General features: G+C 43.2%; 14 protein-coding genes. 5 read left to right on the top strand and 9 right to left on the bottom strand.

All coding sequences use genetic code 11. From position 1 onward, the window contains the following. Positions 1 to 65: 65 nt before the first annotated feature. Positions 66 to 875, bottom strand: coding sequence for a carboxy-S-adenosyl-L-methionine synthase CmoA (gene cmoA / locus I3248_RS07990; protein ID WP_238063226.1), 810 nt, complete (start codon positions 873 to 875; stop codon positions 66 to 68). Positions 876 to 1,061: 186 nt separating this feature from the next. Here cmoA and msrA point away from each other — a divergent pair, with 186 nt between their 5' ends. The 3 genes from msrA to I3248_RS07975 all read left to right on the top strand — a co-directional run bounded on the left by msrA (position 1,062) and on the right by I3248_RS07975 (position 3,121). After that, positions 1,062 to 1,586 carry a peptide-methionine (S)-S-oxide reductase MsrA gene (msrA, locus tag I3248_RS07985; RefSeq protein WP_238063225.1) on the top strand — a complete coding sequence of 175 codons (525 nt, stop codon included), beginning with the start codon at positions 1,062 to 1,064 and terminating at the stop codon, positions 1,584 to 1,586. Positions 1,587 to 1,715: 129 nt separating this feature from the next. Further along, a complete protein-coding gene (gene tmpT / locus I3248_RS07980; RefSeq protein WP_238063224.1) occupies positions 1,716 to 2,393 on the top strand; it encodes a thiopurine S-methyltransferase in 678 nt (225 codons plus the stop codon). 14 nt (positions 2,394 to 2,407) lie between these two features. Beyond that, complete coding sequence (locus I3248_RS07975; RefSeq protein ID WP_238063223.1) at positions 2,408 to 3,121, top strand: DUF1499 domain-containing protein; 714 nt, start codon at positions 2,408 to 2,410, stop codon at positions 3,119 to 3,121. 75 nt (positions 3,122 to 3,196) lie between these two features. Here the strand turns inward: I3248_RS07975 and I3248_RS07970 are convergent, their stop codons facing one another. From I3248_RS07970 to I3248_RS07955, 4 genes are all read right to left on the bottom strand, one after another. Further along, a complete protein-coding gene (locus tag I3248_RS07970) occupies positions 3,197 to 6,031 on the bottom strand; it encodes a DEAD/DEAH box helicase family protein (protein ID WP_238063222.1) in 2,835 nt (944 codons plus the stop codon). A 113-nt stretch (positions 6,032 to 6,144) separates the two neighbouring features. Continuing rightward, positions 6,145 to 6,789 carry a RhuM family protein gene (rhuM, locus tag I3248_RS07965; RefSeq protein WP_238063221.1) on the bottom strand — a complete coding sequence of 215 codons (645 nt, stop codon included), beginning with the start codon at positions 6,787 to 6,789 and terminating at the stop codon, positions 6,145 to 6,147. 31 nt (positions 6,790 to 6,820) lie between these two features. Continuing rightward, positions 6,821 to 7,360, bottom strand: a complete 540-nt coding sequence (locus I3248_RS07960; RefSeq protein WP_238063220.1) for a hypothetical protein — start codon at positions 7,358 to 7,360, stop codon at positions 6,821 to 6,823. Positions 7,361 to 7,406: 46 nt separating this feature from the next. After that, the gene (locus I3248_RS07955; protein ID WP_238063219.1) at positions 7,407 to 9,518 is read right to left on the bottom strand and encodes a site-specific DNA-methyltransferase; all 2,112 of its coding nucleotides are present in this window, start codon (positions 9,516 to 9,518) and stop codon (positions 7,407 to 7,409) included. Between the two features lie 291 nt (positions 9,519 to 9,809). Here I3248_RS07955 and I3248_RS07950 point away from each other — a divergent pair, with 291 nt between their 5' ends. Next, positions 9,810 to 11,303: a lytic murein transglycosylase gene (locus I3248_RS07950; RefSeq protein ID WP_238063218.1), complete on the top strand. Its 1,494-nt coding sequence runs from the start codon at positions 9,810 to 9,812 to the stop codon at positions 11,301 to 11,303. A 77-nt stretch (positions 11,304 to 11,380) separates the two neighbouring features. On the opposite strand, the gene I3248_RS07945 is transcribed toward I3248_RS07950, so the two are convergent. The 4 genes from I3248_RS07945 to I3248_RS07930 form a co-directional block, all read right to left on the bottom strand. Then, positions 11,381 to 11,680: a hypothetical protein gene (locus tag I3248_RS07945; RefSeq protein ID WP_201559272.1), complete on the bottom strand. Its 300-nt coding sequence runs from the start codon at positions 11,678 to 11,680 to the stop codon at positions 11,381 to 11,383. A gap of 394 nt (positions 11,681 to 12,074) precedes the next feature. Beyond that, the gene (locus tag I3248_RS07940) at positions 12,075 to 13,079 is read right to left on the bottom strand and encodes a DUF4062 domain-containing protein (protein WP_238063217.1); all 1,005 of its coding nucleotides are present in this window, start codon (positions 13,077 to 13,079) and stop codon (positions 12,075 to 12,077) included. A gap of 173 nt (positions 13,080 to 13,252) precedes the next feature. Continuing rightward, positions 13,253 to 14,083 carry a glutamate racemase gene (murI, locus tag I3248_RS07935; RefSeq protein ID WP_238063239.1) on the bottom strand — a complete coding sequence of 277 codons (831 nt, stop codon included), beginning with the start codon at positions 14,081 to 14,083 and terminating at the stop codon, positions 13,253 to 13,255. Positions 14,084 to 14,551: 468 nt separating this feature from the next. Next, positions 14,552 to 15,196, bottom strand: a complete 645-nt coding sequence (locus I3248_RS07930) for a DUF1285 domain-containing protein (protein ID WP_346268427.1) — start codon at positions 15,194 to 15,196, stop codon at positions 14,552 to 14,554. 733 nt (positions 15,197 to 15,929) lie between these two features. Here I3248_RS07930 and I3248_RS07925 point away from each other — a divergent pair. Further along, entirely contained in the window at positions 15,930 to 17,567 is a 1,638-nt protein-coding gene (locus tag I3248_RS07925) for an electron transfer flavoprotein-ubiquinone oxidoreductase (RefSeq protein ID WP_238063238.1), read from the top strand. The last annotated feature ends 128 nt before the right edge of the window (positions 17,568 to 17,695 follow it).

Here is a 17,695-nt window from a genome sequence, read left to right as displayed (position 1 = left end):
CTTGCGCTTAGCCATAGGGTGCGCGAGGCACACCCTACAAAAAACTCTCGCAATCTATCTAAACACTACTTAAACGCCACCAGCGACACAAAGTTTAAAAACTGAAACCACGTCAAATGCCGCTTAAACCCAACGTGATGTAGGCGCTCATGATGCTGATCTAAAGTATCGGTAATTAACACATTCTCTAGTGCATTGCGCTTACCACTGATCTCCATCTCGCTATAGCCATTGGCGCGTTTAAAGTCATAATAACGCTCAATGAGCCAAGCATCGTATTGCTCGTCAAGTGTATGCGTCTTCTCTGTCAAGACCAAGATGCCGCCTTCTTCTAGCGCGTTATATATCTTCTTTAGCACTGCGACTCTATCGGCAACAGGCAAAAACTGTAGCGTGAGATTGAGAATAACCATATCGCAAGCCTCAAGCTTGATATCGCGAATATCAGCAGTGATGACTTCGATATCGTGCTCAGGGTAATTATCGCTTAATAACTTTTCGGCTTCGCTGGTCATGGCAGGTGAGATATCTATTGCCTTAACCTGTAAGTCTGTTGACTCAAATTCGCCTGCCAAAGCCATTGTTGCACCGCCAAGCGAGCAGCCTAAATCATAAATACGGCTCACCTTTTGACCGCTATTGTTTTGCTGACGATACTTGCAATGACGACGCGCAAAAATAGGTAGCATCGCTAATACTTGCCCGTAGCCCGGCACGCTACGGCGAATCATATCAGGAAAGCAGGCAACCACTTGCTCATCAAATGAGAAGCGCGCTACTTTATCTAATGGCGTGGTAAAGGGTTTATCGAATAGCGTATCGGGTTTGACGCTAGGCTCGATATCAGCTTCTGGAGAGGAATTAGAGTGACTCATGGAACGGCTCGTTTGACAGATAGTGTTATGGTAGAACATTTAGCAAAAGCCCATTATAACATTACTGTTTGTTACTCATAGCTCAAAGCCTGCTTGTTATGCTAAACAGGTAAAACTAAGCGATATAAGCGTACAGTCAAAATCGCAAGATAGGCTTAGTTTAATTGATTAATAATAGGAAATCTTATGCAAACGATTATATTAGGTGGCGGCTGTTTTTGGTGTACTGAATCCGTTTTTCAATCTGTCAAAGGCGTACAGTCCGTGGTATCAGGATATATGGGCGGCGAAGCCACTACTGCCAATTATCGCGCGGTCTGCGGTGGTAATAGTGGTCATATCGAAGTGGTCAAGGTTGAGTTCGATGATGCTACTGTGCCATTAGAAGTGATTTTAGATATCTTTTTTGCCACTCATGATCCCACCACCAAAGACCGTCAGGGTAATGATGTCGGCAGCCAGTATCGCAGTGTGGTGTTCTATACTGACGAAGAGCAGCAAAAGCCGACCATCGATCGCACTATCAATAAATTACGCGATATGGGTATCGATATCGTCACAGAAGTGCACCCTGCTATCGAATTTTATGACGCTGAAGAAGAGCACCAAGACTTCTTCAATCGCAACCCGAACCAAGCTTATTGCAACTTCGCCATTCCGCCAAAGCTCACCAAATTACGTCAAGAGTTCAAAGAGTACATGGTCGCTTAACCGTTGTTGAAGCTCTAGTTATAAATACCGTTATAAGCAAAGCCAAGTGTAAAGACACTTGGCTTTTTTTTATGCCAATTAGCGGTATGATATCGTTATGTTTCCATAAACTACGTTAAGGAAAACCGTATGAATCCAGAATTTTGGCAATCGCGTTGGCAGGAAGGCCGTATTGGCTTTCATAAGTCGGAGGTCAATCCGCTATTGAAGACGTATTTTTCGACTTTAAATGTAGCCAAAGGCGGCCGAATATTAGTGCCGTTAAGCGGTAAATCCCTCGATATGGCTTGGCTGACGCAGCAAGGTTATGAGGTGATTGGTATCGAGCTGGTCGAGTCGGCGGTAGAGGAGTTTTTTGCTGAACAAGGGATTACTCCTACAGTGACTCAGGCTAGCAATAACGCGGATATTAAACACTATCAAGGACAATTATCAGGGCATACTATTGAGCTGTGGGTCGCCGATATTTTTGCACTAACAAGCGAAGACGTTGGTCAAATTGATGCCGTTTATGATAGAGCAGCACTGATAGCCTTACCGTCAGATACGCGCCCGAAGTATTGCGAACATATACTTAATATAAGCGATAACGCGCCGCAGCTTCTGGTCACTATCCATTATGATCAAAGTCAAAAGGATGGCCCGCCATTCTCAGTCAGCCCTGAGCAAGTGCGTCAGTACTATAGCGATACTTATCAGCTCACTGAGCTTGAGGACAACCCCTCAATCTTAAACGCTAATGCGGCACTAAGCGTCACTGAGCATGTTTGGTTATTGACACCTAACACTGCTAATAATAACCCTTGATATAGAAAAGCAATATGAAAATCTTAGTGTTACTAATGAGTTTAGCGGCATTTTTGCTAGTGACGCTACCCGGTCCCCTTTACAGATCTGGCTTAGTGGAATTGGGAGCTGCTTTTGCGGGCTTCAAATATGCGGTTATCACTGGTATTGCAGCGCTGATATTACTTATCGTGCAGATGTTATTTAAGCGGCAGACCGTGACTTTTACCAGTGCAGCGGTCGCGATAGTCTTCTCTCTCATCGCAATCCTTATGCCCCTGAGAATGATGAGTACGGCTAATAGCGTACCAGCTATTCATGATATCTCAACCGATATAATGACGCCGCCTGAATTTGTCGCTATCGCTCCGCTACGTGCTGATGCTCCCAATCCAACGGCTTACGCAGGTCTTGAAACTGCCGAAAAACAACGCGAAGCTTATCCTGAGCTTCAGACTCTGCAGTATTCACAGCCGAAATCGGAGCTCGTAGCCGCTGTTGAGCAGGTCGCTAATAATTTAGGCTGGGAGCTGGTTAATATTGATGCCAATGCAGGTATCGTTGAAGCTACTGATACCACAACTTGGTTTGGTTTTAAGGATGACGTAGTGGTACGGGTGACTGATGATGGCAATGAGCGCTTAGTCGATATACGCAGTAAATCAAGAATTGGTAAGAGCGACTTGGGTAAAAATGCTGAGCGTATTCGTAGTTTTATTAAGGAATTAGACGGGGTTTTGGGGGAGTAGTTTTTAAAAAAAGTGTAACAATAGAGGTGTAAATAGGAACCCCAAATCTTGTTTGGGGTTTTAATGAATTCAAAATTACAACTGCGCTACCTTCTCGACCACTTTAAAGCTCAGCTCATTGTCTAGTGCTTTGAAATGCGCTCGACCGCAGCGAATCTTTTGTTGTTGCGGTAGCGGCAGTTTAGCAATATCTACCGCATGACCTGTTGCGCTTTTGCCGCCTGTGTTCTTGGTTTCGGCGACAAAGTATAACTGCCTTACATCCTCATCTTCTTCTTTAATCACTGCCCAATCCGGATTATAGCTGCCAAGTGGCGTATCAATCTTAAACCAATTAGGCAGCTTAAAATAAAAGCGCATGCTCTCCATACTCTCGCAATCTTGTGCAAACTGGTGCTCAGTATTTGAGTCCAGCGGTATCAAATTATCAAAAATTGTTTTATGCGTATCAGTAACCTCGAAATGATCATCACTGGCATAGACATCCGCCGGCTGAGCCTCTAAGCTCTCTAATAATCGCTGAGCATATATTTGACCGTTTTTTTGGTACTCAATGCCTTTTACCATGAGGTCAGTTTGGGCTTGCTTAATAATCGCAATCAAGCGCTCTAGAAAGACTTGCGGATTAATAAGCATCTCATCAATACGTCCACTTTGACGCAATATCTCCATCAAAGTCAAACGGGTCAGCTTGGTATGGCGAGCCAGATAAGCCAAGATATCAGGCAAGTGCCACGTGGGTTGAGGCGCGTTTGAGTCTGCATCAGTGTCGCTACCATCATAGCTATTATCCTTAGCATAATACTGACGTTGGCTATTGACGGCTAATAAGCGACTCTCCACCCCGCCATCACTCATAGTCAGGCGTACTTTGTTCGCTTGAATTTGCGGCGCGATTATTTCTTCCATATCGACTATCAACTCGATAACGGCAGTGATTAATTCATCAGTATCAAAGCAGACTCGATACTGAGTCTTTTGTTTAATTTTATCCCAAATGGCTTTGAAGTTGTCATCTAGAATAAAACCTTTACGATACTTAACCGCTTGCTTGTGCGCTTGATTTTTTATCCGTCCAGCAAAGCTTACGCCGCAATCCTCTGCAATCTCATTTTGCAAGCTCTTAGCAAAGTCATCATAGCTTTCATTGGCGATGACGGTGAGAATATTAATCTGCTTGTCATAAATCCTGTGACCATCTGCACCAACACATAGACGCAGACCACGGCCAATTTCTTGACGTTTTTTTAGGGTGGATTTGGTCTCATTGAGGGTGCATATCTGGAACACATTGGGATTGTCCCAGCCTTCACGCAATGCCGAATGGCTAAAGATAAACTGCAGCGGATTATTTAGATTCAGCAGTTTTTCTTTATCTTTCATAATCAAGCTATAAGTATCATCGTCGCCCTTAGTATTACCAGAGGTGTCTTTGGCGCGTCCTTTTTTATCGACAGAAAAATAACCGTTATGAATATCGCTCACCCCAGCCTGATAGTGCGCCGCTAATTGTTGTTTTAGATCACGATATTTAGGCTTATCTAATAACGTCTGATATATCTCTTCAAACCACTGGGCAAATTTACCTGAGCGCGTATAGCCATCTGTTTGGTTAACCAGCTCATTATTAACAAGATAATTATCAACGCGGTCAATAAACAGCAAGGATAGTACTTTAATGCCTTGCGGCAATAACTTACGCTGCTTATCTAAATGCGCCTCAATGGTGCGCTCAATTTGATAACGCATGACGCTATCCGTCATGCCACCAGTTTGCTGACCTTGATAAATCACCACGCCATTATCAAACTCAATGTAGCCCTCCACAGCGTTAATGCCGCTGACGATATAGCCATTGGCATATATCTCCCGCTCGGTCTTTTTATACAAATCATCGTTGTCACTGATGCTGATGGTTTTCTTTTTGACCACGCCTTTGACGTTGGCATAGACGCTGACCTTGGCGGTGATTTTGGTCTTTTTGGGCGTGATATCTAGCAGCTCAATATAGGCCTCATTAAAGCTGTCATCGCTCATAACGGAGTCAACTTCGATTTGCTTAACCAGCCCAGCGTCATAGGCTTTGACTGGGTTTAGGCTATAAAGCAGATGACGGCTGTACTTGTGCGTCGCTGAATAACGCAAGGTAATCAGCGGCTGCAAACTGGCAATAGCATCTAAGCGCTTAGCGGTTTCCATATTTTGCGGTTCATCGACAATAACGATAGGGTTGGTCGCTTGGATATATTCAATCGGGGCTATGCCTTGCTCACGAACTTGGTTGATGATGTTTTGGTCTTTGGCAAAGGCGTCAATGTTCATGACCAAGATTTGCACGGTTTGACTGGTGGCGAAATCGCGTAGCTTATTTAGATTTTTGCTATCGTATATACGCGCATCCACGCGAGTATTGTCATACAAGGCGGCAAAGTGCGCTTTGGTCATCTCAATAGACTTCATCACGCCTTCACGGATCGCCACTGACGGTACGACAATCACAAATTTACGCATGCCATAAGTCTGATACAGCTCGTAGATACTACGCAGATAGACGTAAGTCTTGCCCGTGCCGGTCTCCATCTCTATAGAGGCGTTAAGTCCATATTGAGCAAGGTTTTTGTCGTCGTCATAGAGCGTGGTTGACGGCTCGATATTATGTTCACGCTGCACGGCTTGGATATTATCCAACACTTGCTCAGCGCTGATAATGCGCTGATTGGCTATGGCTTGGCTGGTAATGTGTTGACTGATCACCGTTCTATTGCTTGCCACATTTATCGGCTGAGCTAAGGCAAAGTTATCAAGCGCGGCACTCGTATCAAGCGACGGCTGACCACGAAAGATATCAACCACGGCATTGATGGCGTGACTTTGGTGTTCAAGGTTGGACTCAAAGGTGAGGGTTATCATGGTGGTTTTGGCACTTTTATATTGGCTTTATTGATGGTTTTTAGGCTTGATTTGAACGACTAGGGGTTGCTTAGGAGTTCATTTTGTTAATTTCGTATAAACACTGGTAATAACTAGCTTTTAGATTTGGTTCTTTTATACCCTTTCTCTTCGTTGTATATCATAATGTTTATGGCTGTAGTAGATACTCCAACAAGAAGTGCTATAGATAGACTGATTATAGGTACAAGTGCATCTTCTACTGTAAATAGTATGATGGTCATAGCTAAAATTGGTAAAACAAAACTTAATATAAGTATTATTAACTTTAAGTTATAAACTCTATGGAACGATGGTTCAACTTGATTATTTTTTGACTCTTCACTCACCCACTTCCTAAAAATAGTAGCGGCTGTAAAATCGCAACGATAACCTACCGCTAAAATCATATCGAGATTATAGTATTTCTGGCTTCTACCAACATCTAAAAAACCTGTAAAATCTGGTATCGTAAAGAATCTACTGACTTCATATCGCAAGTATCTATTGTCTTCACAAATATCTTTTAAATATTGTAAAACACATTCAGTAGTTACTGCATTTGATAGTTCGGCTTTATATTTATCATTTTTAGAGGCTACATTTTCACACCTTGATACAAATAATTTTACAATCTGTTCTTCTGTCAACCAAGCTGAATTCTCAGTAAAAAGGACTTTTAGCTGTATATCTGTACTAGGGAGTTGATAGTTAGCTTGTCTCATCTTCTGATTGTTCATAACTATCTCCTAAACTGAAATACTTTAAGAATTAACCATTCCAGTATGAGTATACGATACTACCTACCGTCACTAATATACTAATTATTGTTAAAGAAAAATTAAGCTTTTTGCTAAAGCTAGCTTTGTTTTGAAGAAGTTTAATATTATGAGCAAGGTTCAACAAAATCGGCTGTTCAGAGTCACTTAAAACTAATTTTAATGCTTTAATCTGCGATAATAATGGCTGTGAAATATCGTTGTAAATTTCATCTGTATTATAGATTTCATACATGTTCTTGAAAAATACTAGCTTCTCTTCGTTACCTGATAAATTCTCATGAGTATGTTGAATAATTTTACCTATCAAGTATCTTAAATATTTGCTGTTGACTCTTTCAGACTTAAGCAAAATTTCTAATAATGAAATATCGTATTGAGCATACTCTTTAACATCGGCTATCTTCTTTGCTAGCCTTTTGGTTTTTAACTGCTGATAAGCTTCATCAATAATGAAAGGCAAAGCAAGTCCAAGCACCACTGCTATAACTAAAAAACTGCCATAAGTTATTATTTCGAGCATAGTATTCATAGACAACTTATATCAACGTAAAATTCATAACATAGTCCCTTTTACCCTAAACACACCCAACCACCAAACCAGCATCCTCAAACTGCAACACGATATTGGCCTTATTGGCATCATCACTAAAAGCTCTATCCATAATCAAAGTTTTATTCGGTGCGGTGGTGATAATTTGCGTGGCTTTATCAGTGGTCATGTCATCTAGGACTATCGCTAGGCTCATTGATATGCCTGCGCTCTCAGAACTGTCAGCATTATCATCACTATAATGTAGCGCATCGTTTTGGGTGACCAGATAATAGCCGTCATCCTTACTGACGGTGGCGGTCAAAGTATAGCCTTCTTTGAGCATCAGCTCGGTGATAATACCGTCAGTGGTAGCAGTGTCAACGATAGGGTCAAGGTGTTTCTCAAGCTGCGCCATTAGGCTGTCGGCATCGTAACTGGTGGGCTGTTGCCACGGGATAAAGTTACTGTCGGCAAGTTTGTACGCCTTAAAACCAAAATCAAGCGCCTTGCTATCGACGGATTCAGGCAGTTCGGCGATAATATGAGCAGCGGCACGGCGGATACGCTCTTTGGATATCTCAGCGATATTGGGCGGCATACCATTATTAACGCAAAACTGAAACTCGTCTTTGTTTTTTTGTTTATCTATACTTTCATCTATTTGCACCATGATAAATTTACGTACGCCACCATCCTGTACGTTTAAGTCCATGACTGCATGAGCTGTAGTAGATGACCCCGCAAAGAAATCAAGAATCAAGCTATCTTCATTGTCACTTAATAATTGAATCATTTTTTGAATAAACTCAACGGGCTTTTTGCCATTAGAAAACTTTACATCGCCTTCTTTTGTTATGTTATTCCATCCGATACCAGACCATAAAGTGCCTAACTTCTGTTTTTTGATTAGTTCACCATCTTCATCTCTCTCAGCAATGTCACTCAACCACGCTAATAAGTCTTTATTTCGACCTTTATAAAAAAGAGTTGTTAATTTACCTTTACTCCTTCCTGAGATTGGATAGTACTCTATACTATAGAAAGATTCATCGTTTCCAGTTGCGTCAATCACACGTTGTCTGATAGAGCTTTGAGCATTAGTATCTCTAAATATTTTCTCAAAGTATTTTTTGTATACCTCGTCTTCTGAAAGCTTTTCTTCTTTAGAAATATCTGTTATCGTTTTCATTACTACATTAGTATGTTTATAGATTTTTATGTCTTGATCAGAGCCATCTTTTATAGTGTCGAAATATTCTTTATCACCTTCCGACACTAATATTCGGGTATATTTCCAACTTTTACCTTTAGACTTGTAATCTAATATATGCGTCATCAAAGATTCTTTTTCGTAGACTTCTGAAAACTTATCAAAGAACTGATTATTTCTGGTATAGCATAGTAAATACTCTATATTCTTTTTTAACTTTTTATCTTCACCACCACCACTAGCTCCTGCTGTTAGTTTAGAATGAACTGATATTTGATTTATAAAATTTTCCTCGCCAAATATTTCGTCCATTAATAAACGTAAGTTTGCTACCTCCTCATCATCTATCGACACAAAAATAACGCCATCCTCTCGCAGCAAGCTTTTTGCCAGCGCCAACCTTGGATACATCATATTCAGCCAATTGCTATGATACTGACCGTTTTCTTTTCGATTTGATTGCATCCCATCGCTATGGGTCAGATTACCGTCTTCATCGGTTTGCCCTGCCCGCGCTTTGTAGTCCGCAATGCTCTCACTAAAATCATCGTCATAGACAAAGCGGTCATTGCCCGTATTGTATGGCGGGTCGATATATATCATCTTGATACGGCTGTGATAGCTCTTTTGCAGTATCTTTAGCACCGCCAGATTATCACCTTCGATAAATAGATTTTGCGAGGTATCAAAATTGACTGATTCATCAGGCTCTGGCACTAGCGTCTGACTGGTTGGGGTTTTTAGCTCACGATAGACTTGATGCTTGCCCGCCCAGCTTAGTCCATACGCCTCTTGCGCGGGTGCGATATCTTGCTCAGATAACAGCGCGGTGAGTTTATGGATATCAAGCTGACCTTCCCTAAACACCTCTGGCATTAATTGTTTGAGTTTGGCAAGGGTCATCTGTTGCGGGGTTTGGCTAGTAGGATGTATCGGATTGCTCATAGTTGCGGCTACACTATTCGTGAAAGGACAAGATGATTAAAGTATAGAAGTTAGCATCGGGACAGTATAACAATAGCGCTGTAGATCGTGCGACTTTTTCGGCTATTCAGGCGACAGTAAATGACGTTAATTTTTTAATCAAACATAGAAGCTCTACTATCTCCTAACCTCACTCATACGTCAGCTTATCGTAACCAAGCCATGCTAGTACTTTTCTTTATTATCGATATTGGTTACTCTAATTAAATCTTTGATTTTATGCTCTGTTTTCTACCTTTACAGGATATCTCCATGCGTTTGAATCAGCTCTCCACTCTCTCTCTATTGACCGCTGCTATTGGCCTTAGTCTCGCTAGCACCGCACAGGCCGCTCGTCCGCCTGCACCTGATCTATCTAATAGTGAGTTTCAGCAGTGCTTAGATGGACTCAAAAACTCTAGTAAGTTTCGTAGTGTCGATAGCTTCACCTTTAATAACTACCGCCCGACCCAGCCTGATCCGAGCGTGATTCAATCGCTGAACTATCAGCCTGAGTTTCAAAAAGACGTTTGGGATTACCTGTCGGCGCTAGTGGATAAAGAGCGCGTCGAAGACGGTATTCGTGCCAAACGCCAATGGCGTGATACGCTGCGCCAAATCGAGTCGCGTTATGGTGTCAAGCCTGAGCATGTATTAGGGGTATGGGGTGTTGAGTCCAACTTTGGTCAAACGCTTGGCAAAAAGCCTTTGTTTGAATCCTTAGCGACGCTGTCTTGTTTTGATCGTCGCCAAAGCTACTTCCAAGGTGAGTTTGCCAATGCGCTCAAAATCGTGCAGCGCGGTGATATCGCACCAAATGATATGACCGGTTCTTGGGCGGGGGCGTTTGGGCAGACGCAGTTTATGCCGAGTACCTTTTTAGAGCTGGCCGTTGATTTTGACGGTGACGGGCGCCGTGATTTGGTCAATAGCGTACCGGATGCTTTAGCTTCTACGGCTAACTTTTTGGATAACCGTGGCTATCGCAGCGGCGAGCCGTGGGGTTATGAAGTCAAGCTACCTGATGGTTACTGGGCAGCATCAGACCGTAAAAACAAAAAATCGATGAGCCATTGGCGTAATCAAGGGTTGACCCTAGCTGATGGTCGTCCACTGCCTTACGATTTAAATAGCGCCGGATTACTCTTGCCAGCTGGTATCGATGGTCCCGCTTTTTTAGTCGGCAAAAACTTTGATACTTTTTATTCGTACAACGCCTCAGAGAACTATGCCTTAGCGATTGCCCACTTATCTGATTTGATCACACGTGAGGACAGTAGCAAAACTGACTTTATCACCGCTTGGCCGACCGACGATCCAGGTATCAGCCGTCAGCAAGCCAAAGACATCCAGCAAGCGCTATTAGACGCAGGTTATGATATTGGCGGCGTTGATGGGATTATCGGGGATAATACCCGCACCGCGATTCAGCAATATCAAACCAGTCGCGGTATCTTCCCTGCTGATGGCCGCGCCGGACAAAAGTTTTATCGTACCATCATTGGCAGTGCCGCCCCTCGCCAAAGCCAGTATGGTAATCAATATAGCCAACCAGTCGGCAATCCGTCTATCAATAGTCAGTCTCTAAATCCAGCACCTGCCGATCGTATGGGTCAGCTGATTCAGCGGCAGACGACCACGCCTAATGTTTACTCCCCGCAGCCGTCTGTGCAAAGAACGATACAGCCTGCTAGTAACAATGGTAATATCCGCTATCGCCGAGTGACTAATAGTGATGGCAGCGTACGTCTTGAGCGTATTAACTAAACCCTATTAGACTTTATACTGACATAAAAAAACCACATCAACTTGATGTGGTTTTTTTAACTATTAGTTATTTCAGTTTATACAATAGGCGGTGGATTAGGCTCGCCATTATCGCCGCCCCAGTTTTCGCGGGCTTTGTCATCAAGATCAGCAGGTGTTTTTGGCTCCCACTTGCCGTTTTCTTTCCAAGTGTCATCGCCCCAATCTTCATCTTCTTCCTTTCTATCCAAGTCCTTATAGGCTTGACTCGGGTCGATACCGCGGCGCTTCATATCAGCGACTTGCTCTTCTAGCGTGCGAAACTGATCGGCATCATGCATGGCTTTTTCTAACCCATCAATCTCATGCTTTAGTTCATCACTTTTTGAGTTACTCATTATGCTCTCCTTAATCAAGTAAAAATCAAGTAAATAATTTACAGAATATATCGTATAAGACTAGCGTCTATTTATACTAAATAGTCATCAGACCTTATTTTATTATTCTTATATTCATAACAGCTACTTAATACAATCATTCCATACGATCATTTAATACGATTGTCTAACAACAGCTATTTTGTCTAACAGTCATTCCTATTATTATGAATATAGACAAGTTTAACAAGCGTTGGCACGTATGCTTTGTATTACGAAACGTAGCTCTGCTCGACTCTATTGCAATGTTAACGAATGCTTAGCGGTATTTTTCGGTGGTAAGAGGTGTTATAGACAAGAGGACTTTGAGCAGAATGCCGATAAGCGGCGCATGCTAATCTTGAGTAGAGGAGTGTTATCTATCCTTATCGTTGGCTTTATTTTCTGCTAATAACTTTTTGGCGTAGAAAGTCAGACTCCAAAGCTCCTTCGTAGAGCGCACCCCAGAGCCGGCGCTTTTTATCTGAATCCAGTTGGCGGCTACTAGTAGTCGTTGCAGCTCATCTAAATCGCTCTTTATAATCTGACAGCGAGCGACAGCATGAACTTTAGGCATCAGCCGTTTGATATCACGCTCAGCCTTAGCAGCAATTAACCGGTTGAATTGACTTTGCAGACCATAACTTGAAAAAACAGCAGGCATGCCGCCTAAAGCCAGCAAAACATCTTCCCAAGTGAGCGACATGGTCATCATAACGTCAGTTAAATTACCATCCTCGTAGGCTTGGGCACTATATTTGATATCGAAAGCTGCGCTCAGCTCGATCGTTGTAGTGACTCTATCGCTAGCTTCATAACGGTTATTAGTTTGGCGACGAGCACTTGCTAGATGACTTGCTTGAGGGTTTAAATTTCCTTGAGTATTCGCCACCGTGTTACTATCAAGGTCCCTAACCTTTATCCACTCTGGCGCTAAATTCGACTTTTCTATCATATCAGCGTGTATATTATTTAATAGCTGCTTAATGTCTGTATTGTCGTCATAATAGTGCACCTGATTGTTTTTTTGCTCTACCATACGAATAAAGCCTTTGAGGGACTCACTGACCACGTCCGGATCATAATGTCTTTTTATGAGCGTCATCATAGGCTTGATGCGAGCCTTGGCATTGAAGTAACTCAAATGCATTTGACTAAATCCAGTATTTTGCACCGCGCCATAGCTATCGCCAATCACCATCAGTACATAATCACAAGCATCAACGCATTGCCGACCGTATAACGCTGACTGTGATAGATGCGTTGAGAGATCATACGTCAGAAATGCCCGCGACTGAAAAAACACTGCCAAACTATCCAAAATCAGGGGCTGACTGTGGGCAACGCAGATAACATGAATGTGATATCGACGGTTTGACAAAGTGACCTCTACAGTATTTAGCGATGCTCATGCTCATGCTCTTACTTATGCTTGCAATCATACTTGCTACTTGCATAGTGTCTAAACATGGCTTTATTATTATATATTTATCCTAACACAATACAGTTAGGCGTTTTTTCAATACTCAACCGAGTTTTTAGATATTTTTCTTATTAGGCGATGTATTGAATATTGATGCGCTCACCAAGCAGGCGCTTGATAACTTGACCCAAAGTCTCATCATACTTACTGGCATAAAGCATTAATGCGTTGTTCATCTCAGTGTTATCTGACGCCGCTAACAGCTGTTTTTCTATTAGCAAGGATCGCACTCGAGCAGCGATTGCCTGTCCTGAATCTACTACCGTAATCGGCAGCTGTTGCTCAGCTATCGCTTGCAACAAAAATTCCTTAAAAAAGGGATAGTGCGTACAGCCTAGCACTAAATAGTCAATACCGTCATCAGCCAATTGCTGTAGCTGTTGCCGCAAGCGAAGAGCCGTTGGCGAGATGATAGGCATCCCCGCCTCAACCCACGGCACTAATTCTGGATCGAAGTATTTGCTCACTGCTATGTTGCTCGGCTCAGCCACCTCTTTGATGACTTGATTGAGTAAAATCCCCTCAAGAGTCGCTTTGGTTGCCATAACAGCGACACGGCCGCTAAGACTACCTAACACCGCAGGCTTGAGCGCTGGCACTAACCCTACGATAGGTATCTGCGGGTAGCGCTCGCGGGCTGTCGTCAGCGCATGCGCAGACGCGCTATTGCAAGCGATGACGATAAGCTTGCAGCCTTGCTCATATAACCAATGCACTGCGGTTAGCGTCAACGCTTGGATATCTTGGCTGTCGCGATTACCATACGGGACGTGCTTGGTATCGGCATAATACAAATAACGCTCGGCAGGGAGCTGCTGAGCCAAATGCAGATACACAGACAAGCCGCCTATACCTGAATCAAAGACGCCTATTGGTGCTTCATTAAGAGCTTGATTTGACATTTGCTCTGGTACGCAAGTTGAGGCCGCGTTTAGCGCATTATCCATCTTATTTATAGTACGAGCATTGCTTAGCTCGCCATTAGATGCTGCTTGGTTATTCATTTTGGCCATATTGTTTTTATAAATAGTAGTGTCATCAATAATGAGCTCTAAACCGTTAGCCATAGCGTCGTCATTTATAGCTTACCCTTTGTATACTCAAGTTGTCTCATAGCTTAACTATCGCCGGTTATCCATATCCTAGCGTACTGGCACTTTTATCAGATTAAGAGTATATACTAGATAACGATGATTTATTCTCAATCTCGACAAAACATAGTGAATAGAGGATGAAATGAGTTTTGGGTCTTATAAATATCACTCACAAGCGGTAAAAGCTGGAAACTAAACTAAGCCTTTATAGTGCTGGCCTTTATAGTGCTGGCCTTTAAAGTACTAGCCTTTATAGCACTAGCCGCTATAGTTTAATTATTCATCTTCAGGCATGGAGAGCTGATACTCTTGACCACCACTTTTTAAGGTCAAAACCGTCGTTCCTGCCTGCTCACTCAGCGTACCGATGTCTGTTAAATGATAAAAAGTATTGCGACCGATCAGCGCCTCTAGACCATTACGTACCATCATATAAGGGCGAATTTGCTCATCAGCATCATTGTGAGTGTGAGAATCGTCTTTGCTATCAATATGAAAAGCCCGTAGCTCTATAGGATGCTTGGGATCTAGGCGGACGACATCGCCGGTTGAGGTGGTAAATTCAAGCCAGCTGACACCTTCTTCGTTGACGATACCGACATCATTGATGAGCAGCGGCGCGTCTTCGACGGTGATGCGTAGTTTTTGTACTGGTGTTTTCAGAAAATACTCTGCTTTGCCGCCTTGATCTTCTTTCCATAAAATAGTTGCAAATAGACTGACTAGTGACTCACGCGTCATATGTGTACCTTCGTGCCACCATTCGCCATTGGCTTTTATCACAAGGTCCATATCCATAACCTGTTCAGGATGCCATTTTTCTAACGGCGGTATACTACGACCTTGACGAGAGCCTGCTGATGACTTTAAATAGTGGCTAAGCGCCTCCATGTTAGTTAGGTCCGATGGCATATCCTGCATGGCTTTGGCGGTATCGTCAGTATTTTTTCTGTCGGATTTATTACTCTTATCCATAAGGCAGTTTCCTTGTTAGCGATATATTATTCATTAAAGTTTGCTATAGATGATTGAGTGATACGTTTTAGTTTTAGGTCAAGCGGCTCAATATCTTTATACTCATGATAGTGTTTACGCCTCACCTTAACATTGATGTCTATAAATGCGTATCGTGTTTGTGGTGTTTTTCTTTTATAATGAGTAACGATTTTTTGAACCAGTTGTGTGAGCGTCCCTTCAATTACGATCACAAAGACAGCTTTATCGAGTAGCCCAATATCTTAGACAGCAAATAGAGCAAGTCTTATTCAATGACATTGCGAATAATGTTCTGAGATAAGCCACTAAGAATTTAGGAGTAGGTATGCAAGAACAAGACAAGCAAGTGCCAGTTGTAGATGCAGAATCTGATATCACTAATGAGGTGGTAACGACAGAAGCTACTGAAGTAGAAGCAAATTCGGTGGATAAAGCAGAAATAGTGGCAGAGCCAGTCGCCGAAGAAGTGGTTGTCGAAGAACCTGTAGTTGCCGAAGAGCCCGTTGTCGAGGAAACGGCTGTAGAAGAGTCCGTTACTAACGAGCCAGTCGTTGAAGAAGCAGTTGTCGAAGAGCCCGTTACTGAAGAACCAGTCGCCGAAGAAGCAGTTGTAAAAGCAACTGAGCCAGAACCAGAACCCGAGATTGAACGCGAATCAATGGAGTTTGATGTTATCGTTGTCGGCGGCGGACCCGCTGGCCTATCTGCTGCTATTCGTCTGCGCCAACAGGCTATCGCAGCGGGTAACGATGAGTTTATGGTTTGTGTGGTCGAAAAAGGTTCTGAGTTTGGCGCGCATATTTTATCAGGCGCGGTTATCGAGCCGCGCGCCCTAGATGAGCTGATTCCGGACTGGAAAGAGAAAGGCGCACCGCTTAATGTCCCTGCGATTGAAGATCGCGTTTATATGCTTGGTTCGGCGACCAAAGCCACAAAGCTTATGGATTCAGTGGTTCCAGCCCTCATGCATAATGACGGTAATTACATCGTCTCACTAGGTAATGTCGTACGTTGGCTCGCTGAGCAAGCTGAAGAGCTTGAAGTGATGATGTTCCCAGGCTTCCCTGCTGCTGATATTCTCTATAATGATGATGGTTCGGTCAAAGGTATCTTGACTGGCGATATGGGTGTTGCCGCTGACGGTGAAGAGAAGCCAAGCTTTGAGCCTGGTTATGAGCTCCTAGCAAAATACACTATCTTCAGCGAAGGTAGCCGCGGCCATCTAGGCAAACGTTTGATCAGCCGTTTCGGACTTGATAATGACTCTGACCCACAGCATTATGGTATTGGCCTAAAAGAGCTTTGGGACATCGATCCTGCTAAGCATGAAGAAGGCGTGGTACTGCATGGCTCTGGTTGGCCGTTGAGTGATACCGGATCTTCTGGTGGTTGGTGGCTCTATCATGCCGAAAACAATCAAGTCAGCTTCGGAATGGTCATCGACTTATCTTATTCTAACCCGTATATGTCACCGTTCGATGAGATGCAGCGCCTAAAATTGCATCCACTTATTCGCGATATCTTAGAAGGCGGCGAGCGTATCTCATATGGAGCACGAGCGCTGACCAAAGGTGGCCTCAACTCTTTACCCAAGTTTACCTTCCCAGGTGGCGTGTTGGCAGGGGATGACGCTGGTTTCTTAAACCCAGCCAAAATCAAAGGTACGCATACTTCTATGAAGTCGGGTATGCTCGCTGCTGAAGCTATCTTCGAAGCGATAGAAGCCGGCCGTCAGCATGATGAAGTAGTCGCTTATAGTACGATGTACAAAGAGTCTTGGTTGTATCAAGATAACTATGAGGCACGTAACTTCTCGCCGGCTATGCACCGTATGGGTCAATGGATGGGCGGCGCGTTCAACTTTATCGATCAAAACCTGCTTGGCGGTAAGATGCCTTTGACGATTCATGATAACTCGCATGACTATCATCACTTAGAGCGTGCAGCTCATGCATATCAGCCTACTTATCCTAAGCCTGACGGCAAACTTATCTTTGATAAACTCTCTTCAGTGTTTATCTCAAATACGAACCATGCCGAAGATCAGCCTGTGCACTTGAAGCTAACAGACCCAACGGTACCTATCGCTATTAACTTACCCTTATATGCTGAGCCTGCGCGTTTATACTGCCCAGCTGGAGTTTATGAAGTGGTGAAAGATGCCGAAGGCGCTAAGTTCGTTATCAATGCGCAAAACTGTGTGCATTGTAAAACTTGCGATATCAAAGACCCCTCGCAAAACATCACTTGGGTAACCCCAGAAGGCGGCGGTGGTCCTAACTATCCGAACATGTAAGCACTATCCAGACATGTAAGCACTAGCCAAACAGGCAAGCATTGGCTTTTAGGGAAACAACACTAAAAAACCGCTCTTATCTAAGAGCGGTTTTTTATGCTTATGCAAAGTAAAGATAACGTCTCGGC

Origin of the sequence: Psychrobacter sp. Ps3 (genome assembly GCF_022129275.1) — a bacterium.
Classification (GTDB): Bacteria; Pseudomonadota; Gammaproteobacteria; order Pseudomonadales; family Moraxellaceae; genus Psychrobacter; species Psychrobacter submarinus.
The sequence above is the reverse complement of the archived record's forward strand: the minus strand, read 5'-3'. Positions and strand labels throughout refer to the sequence as shown.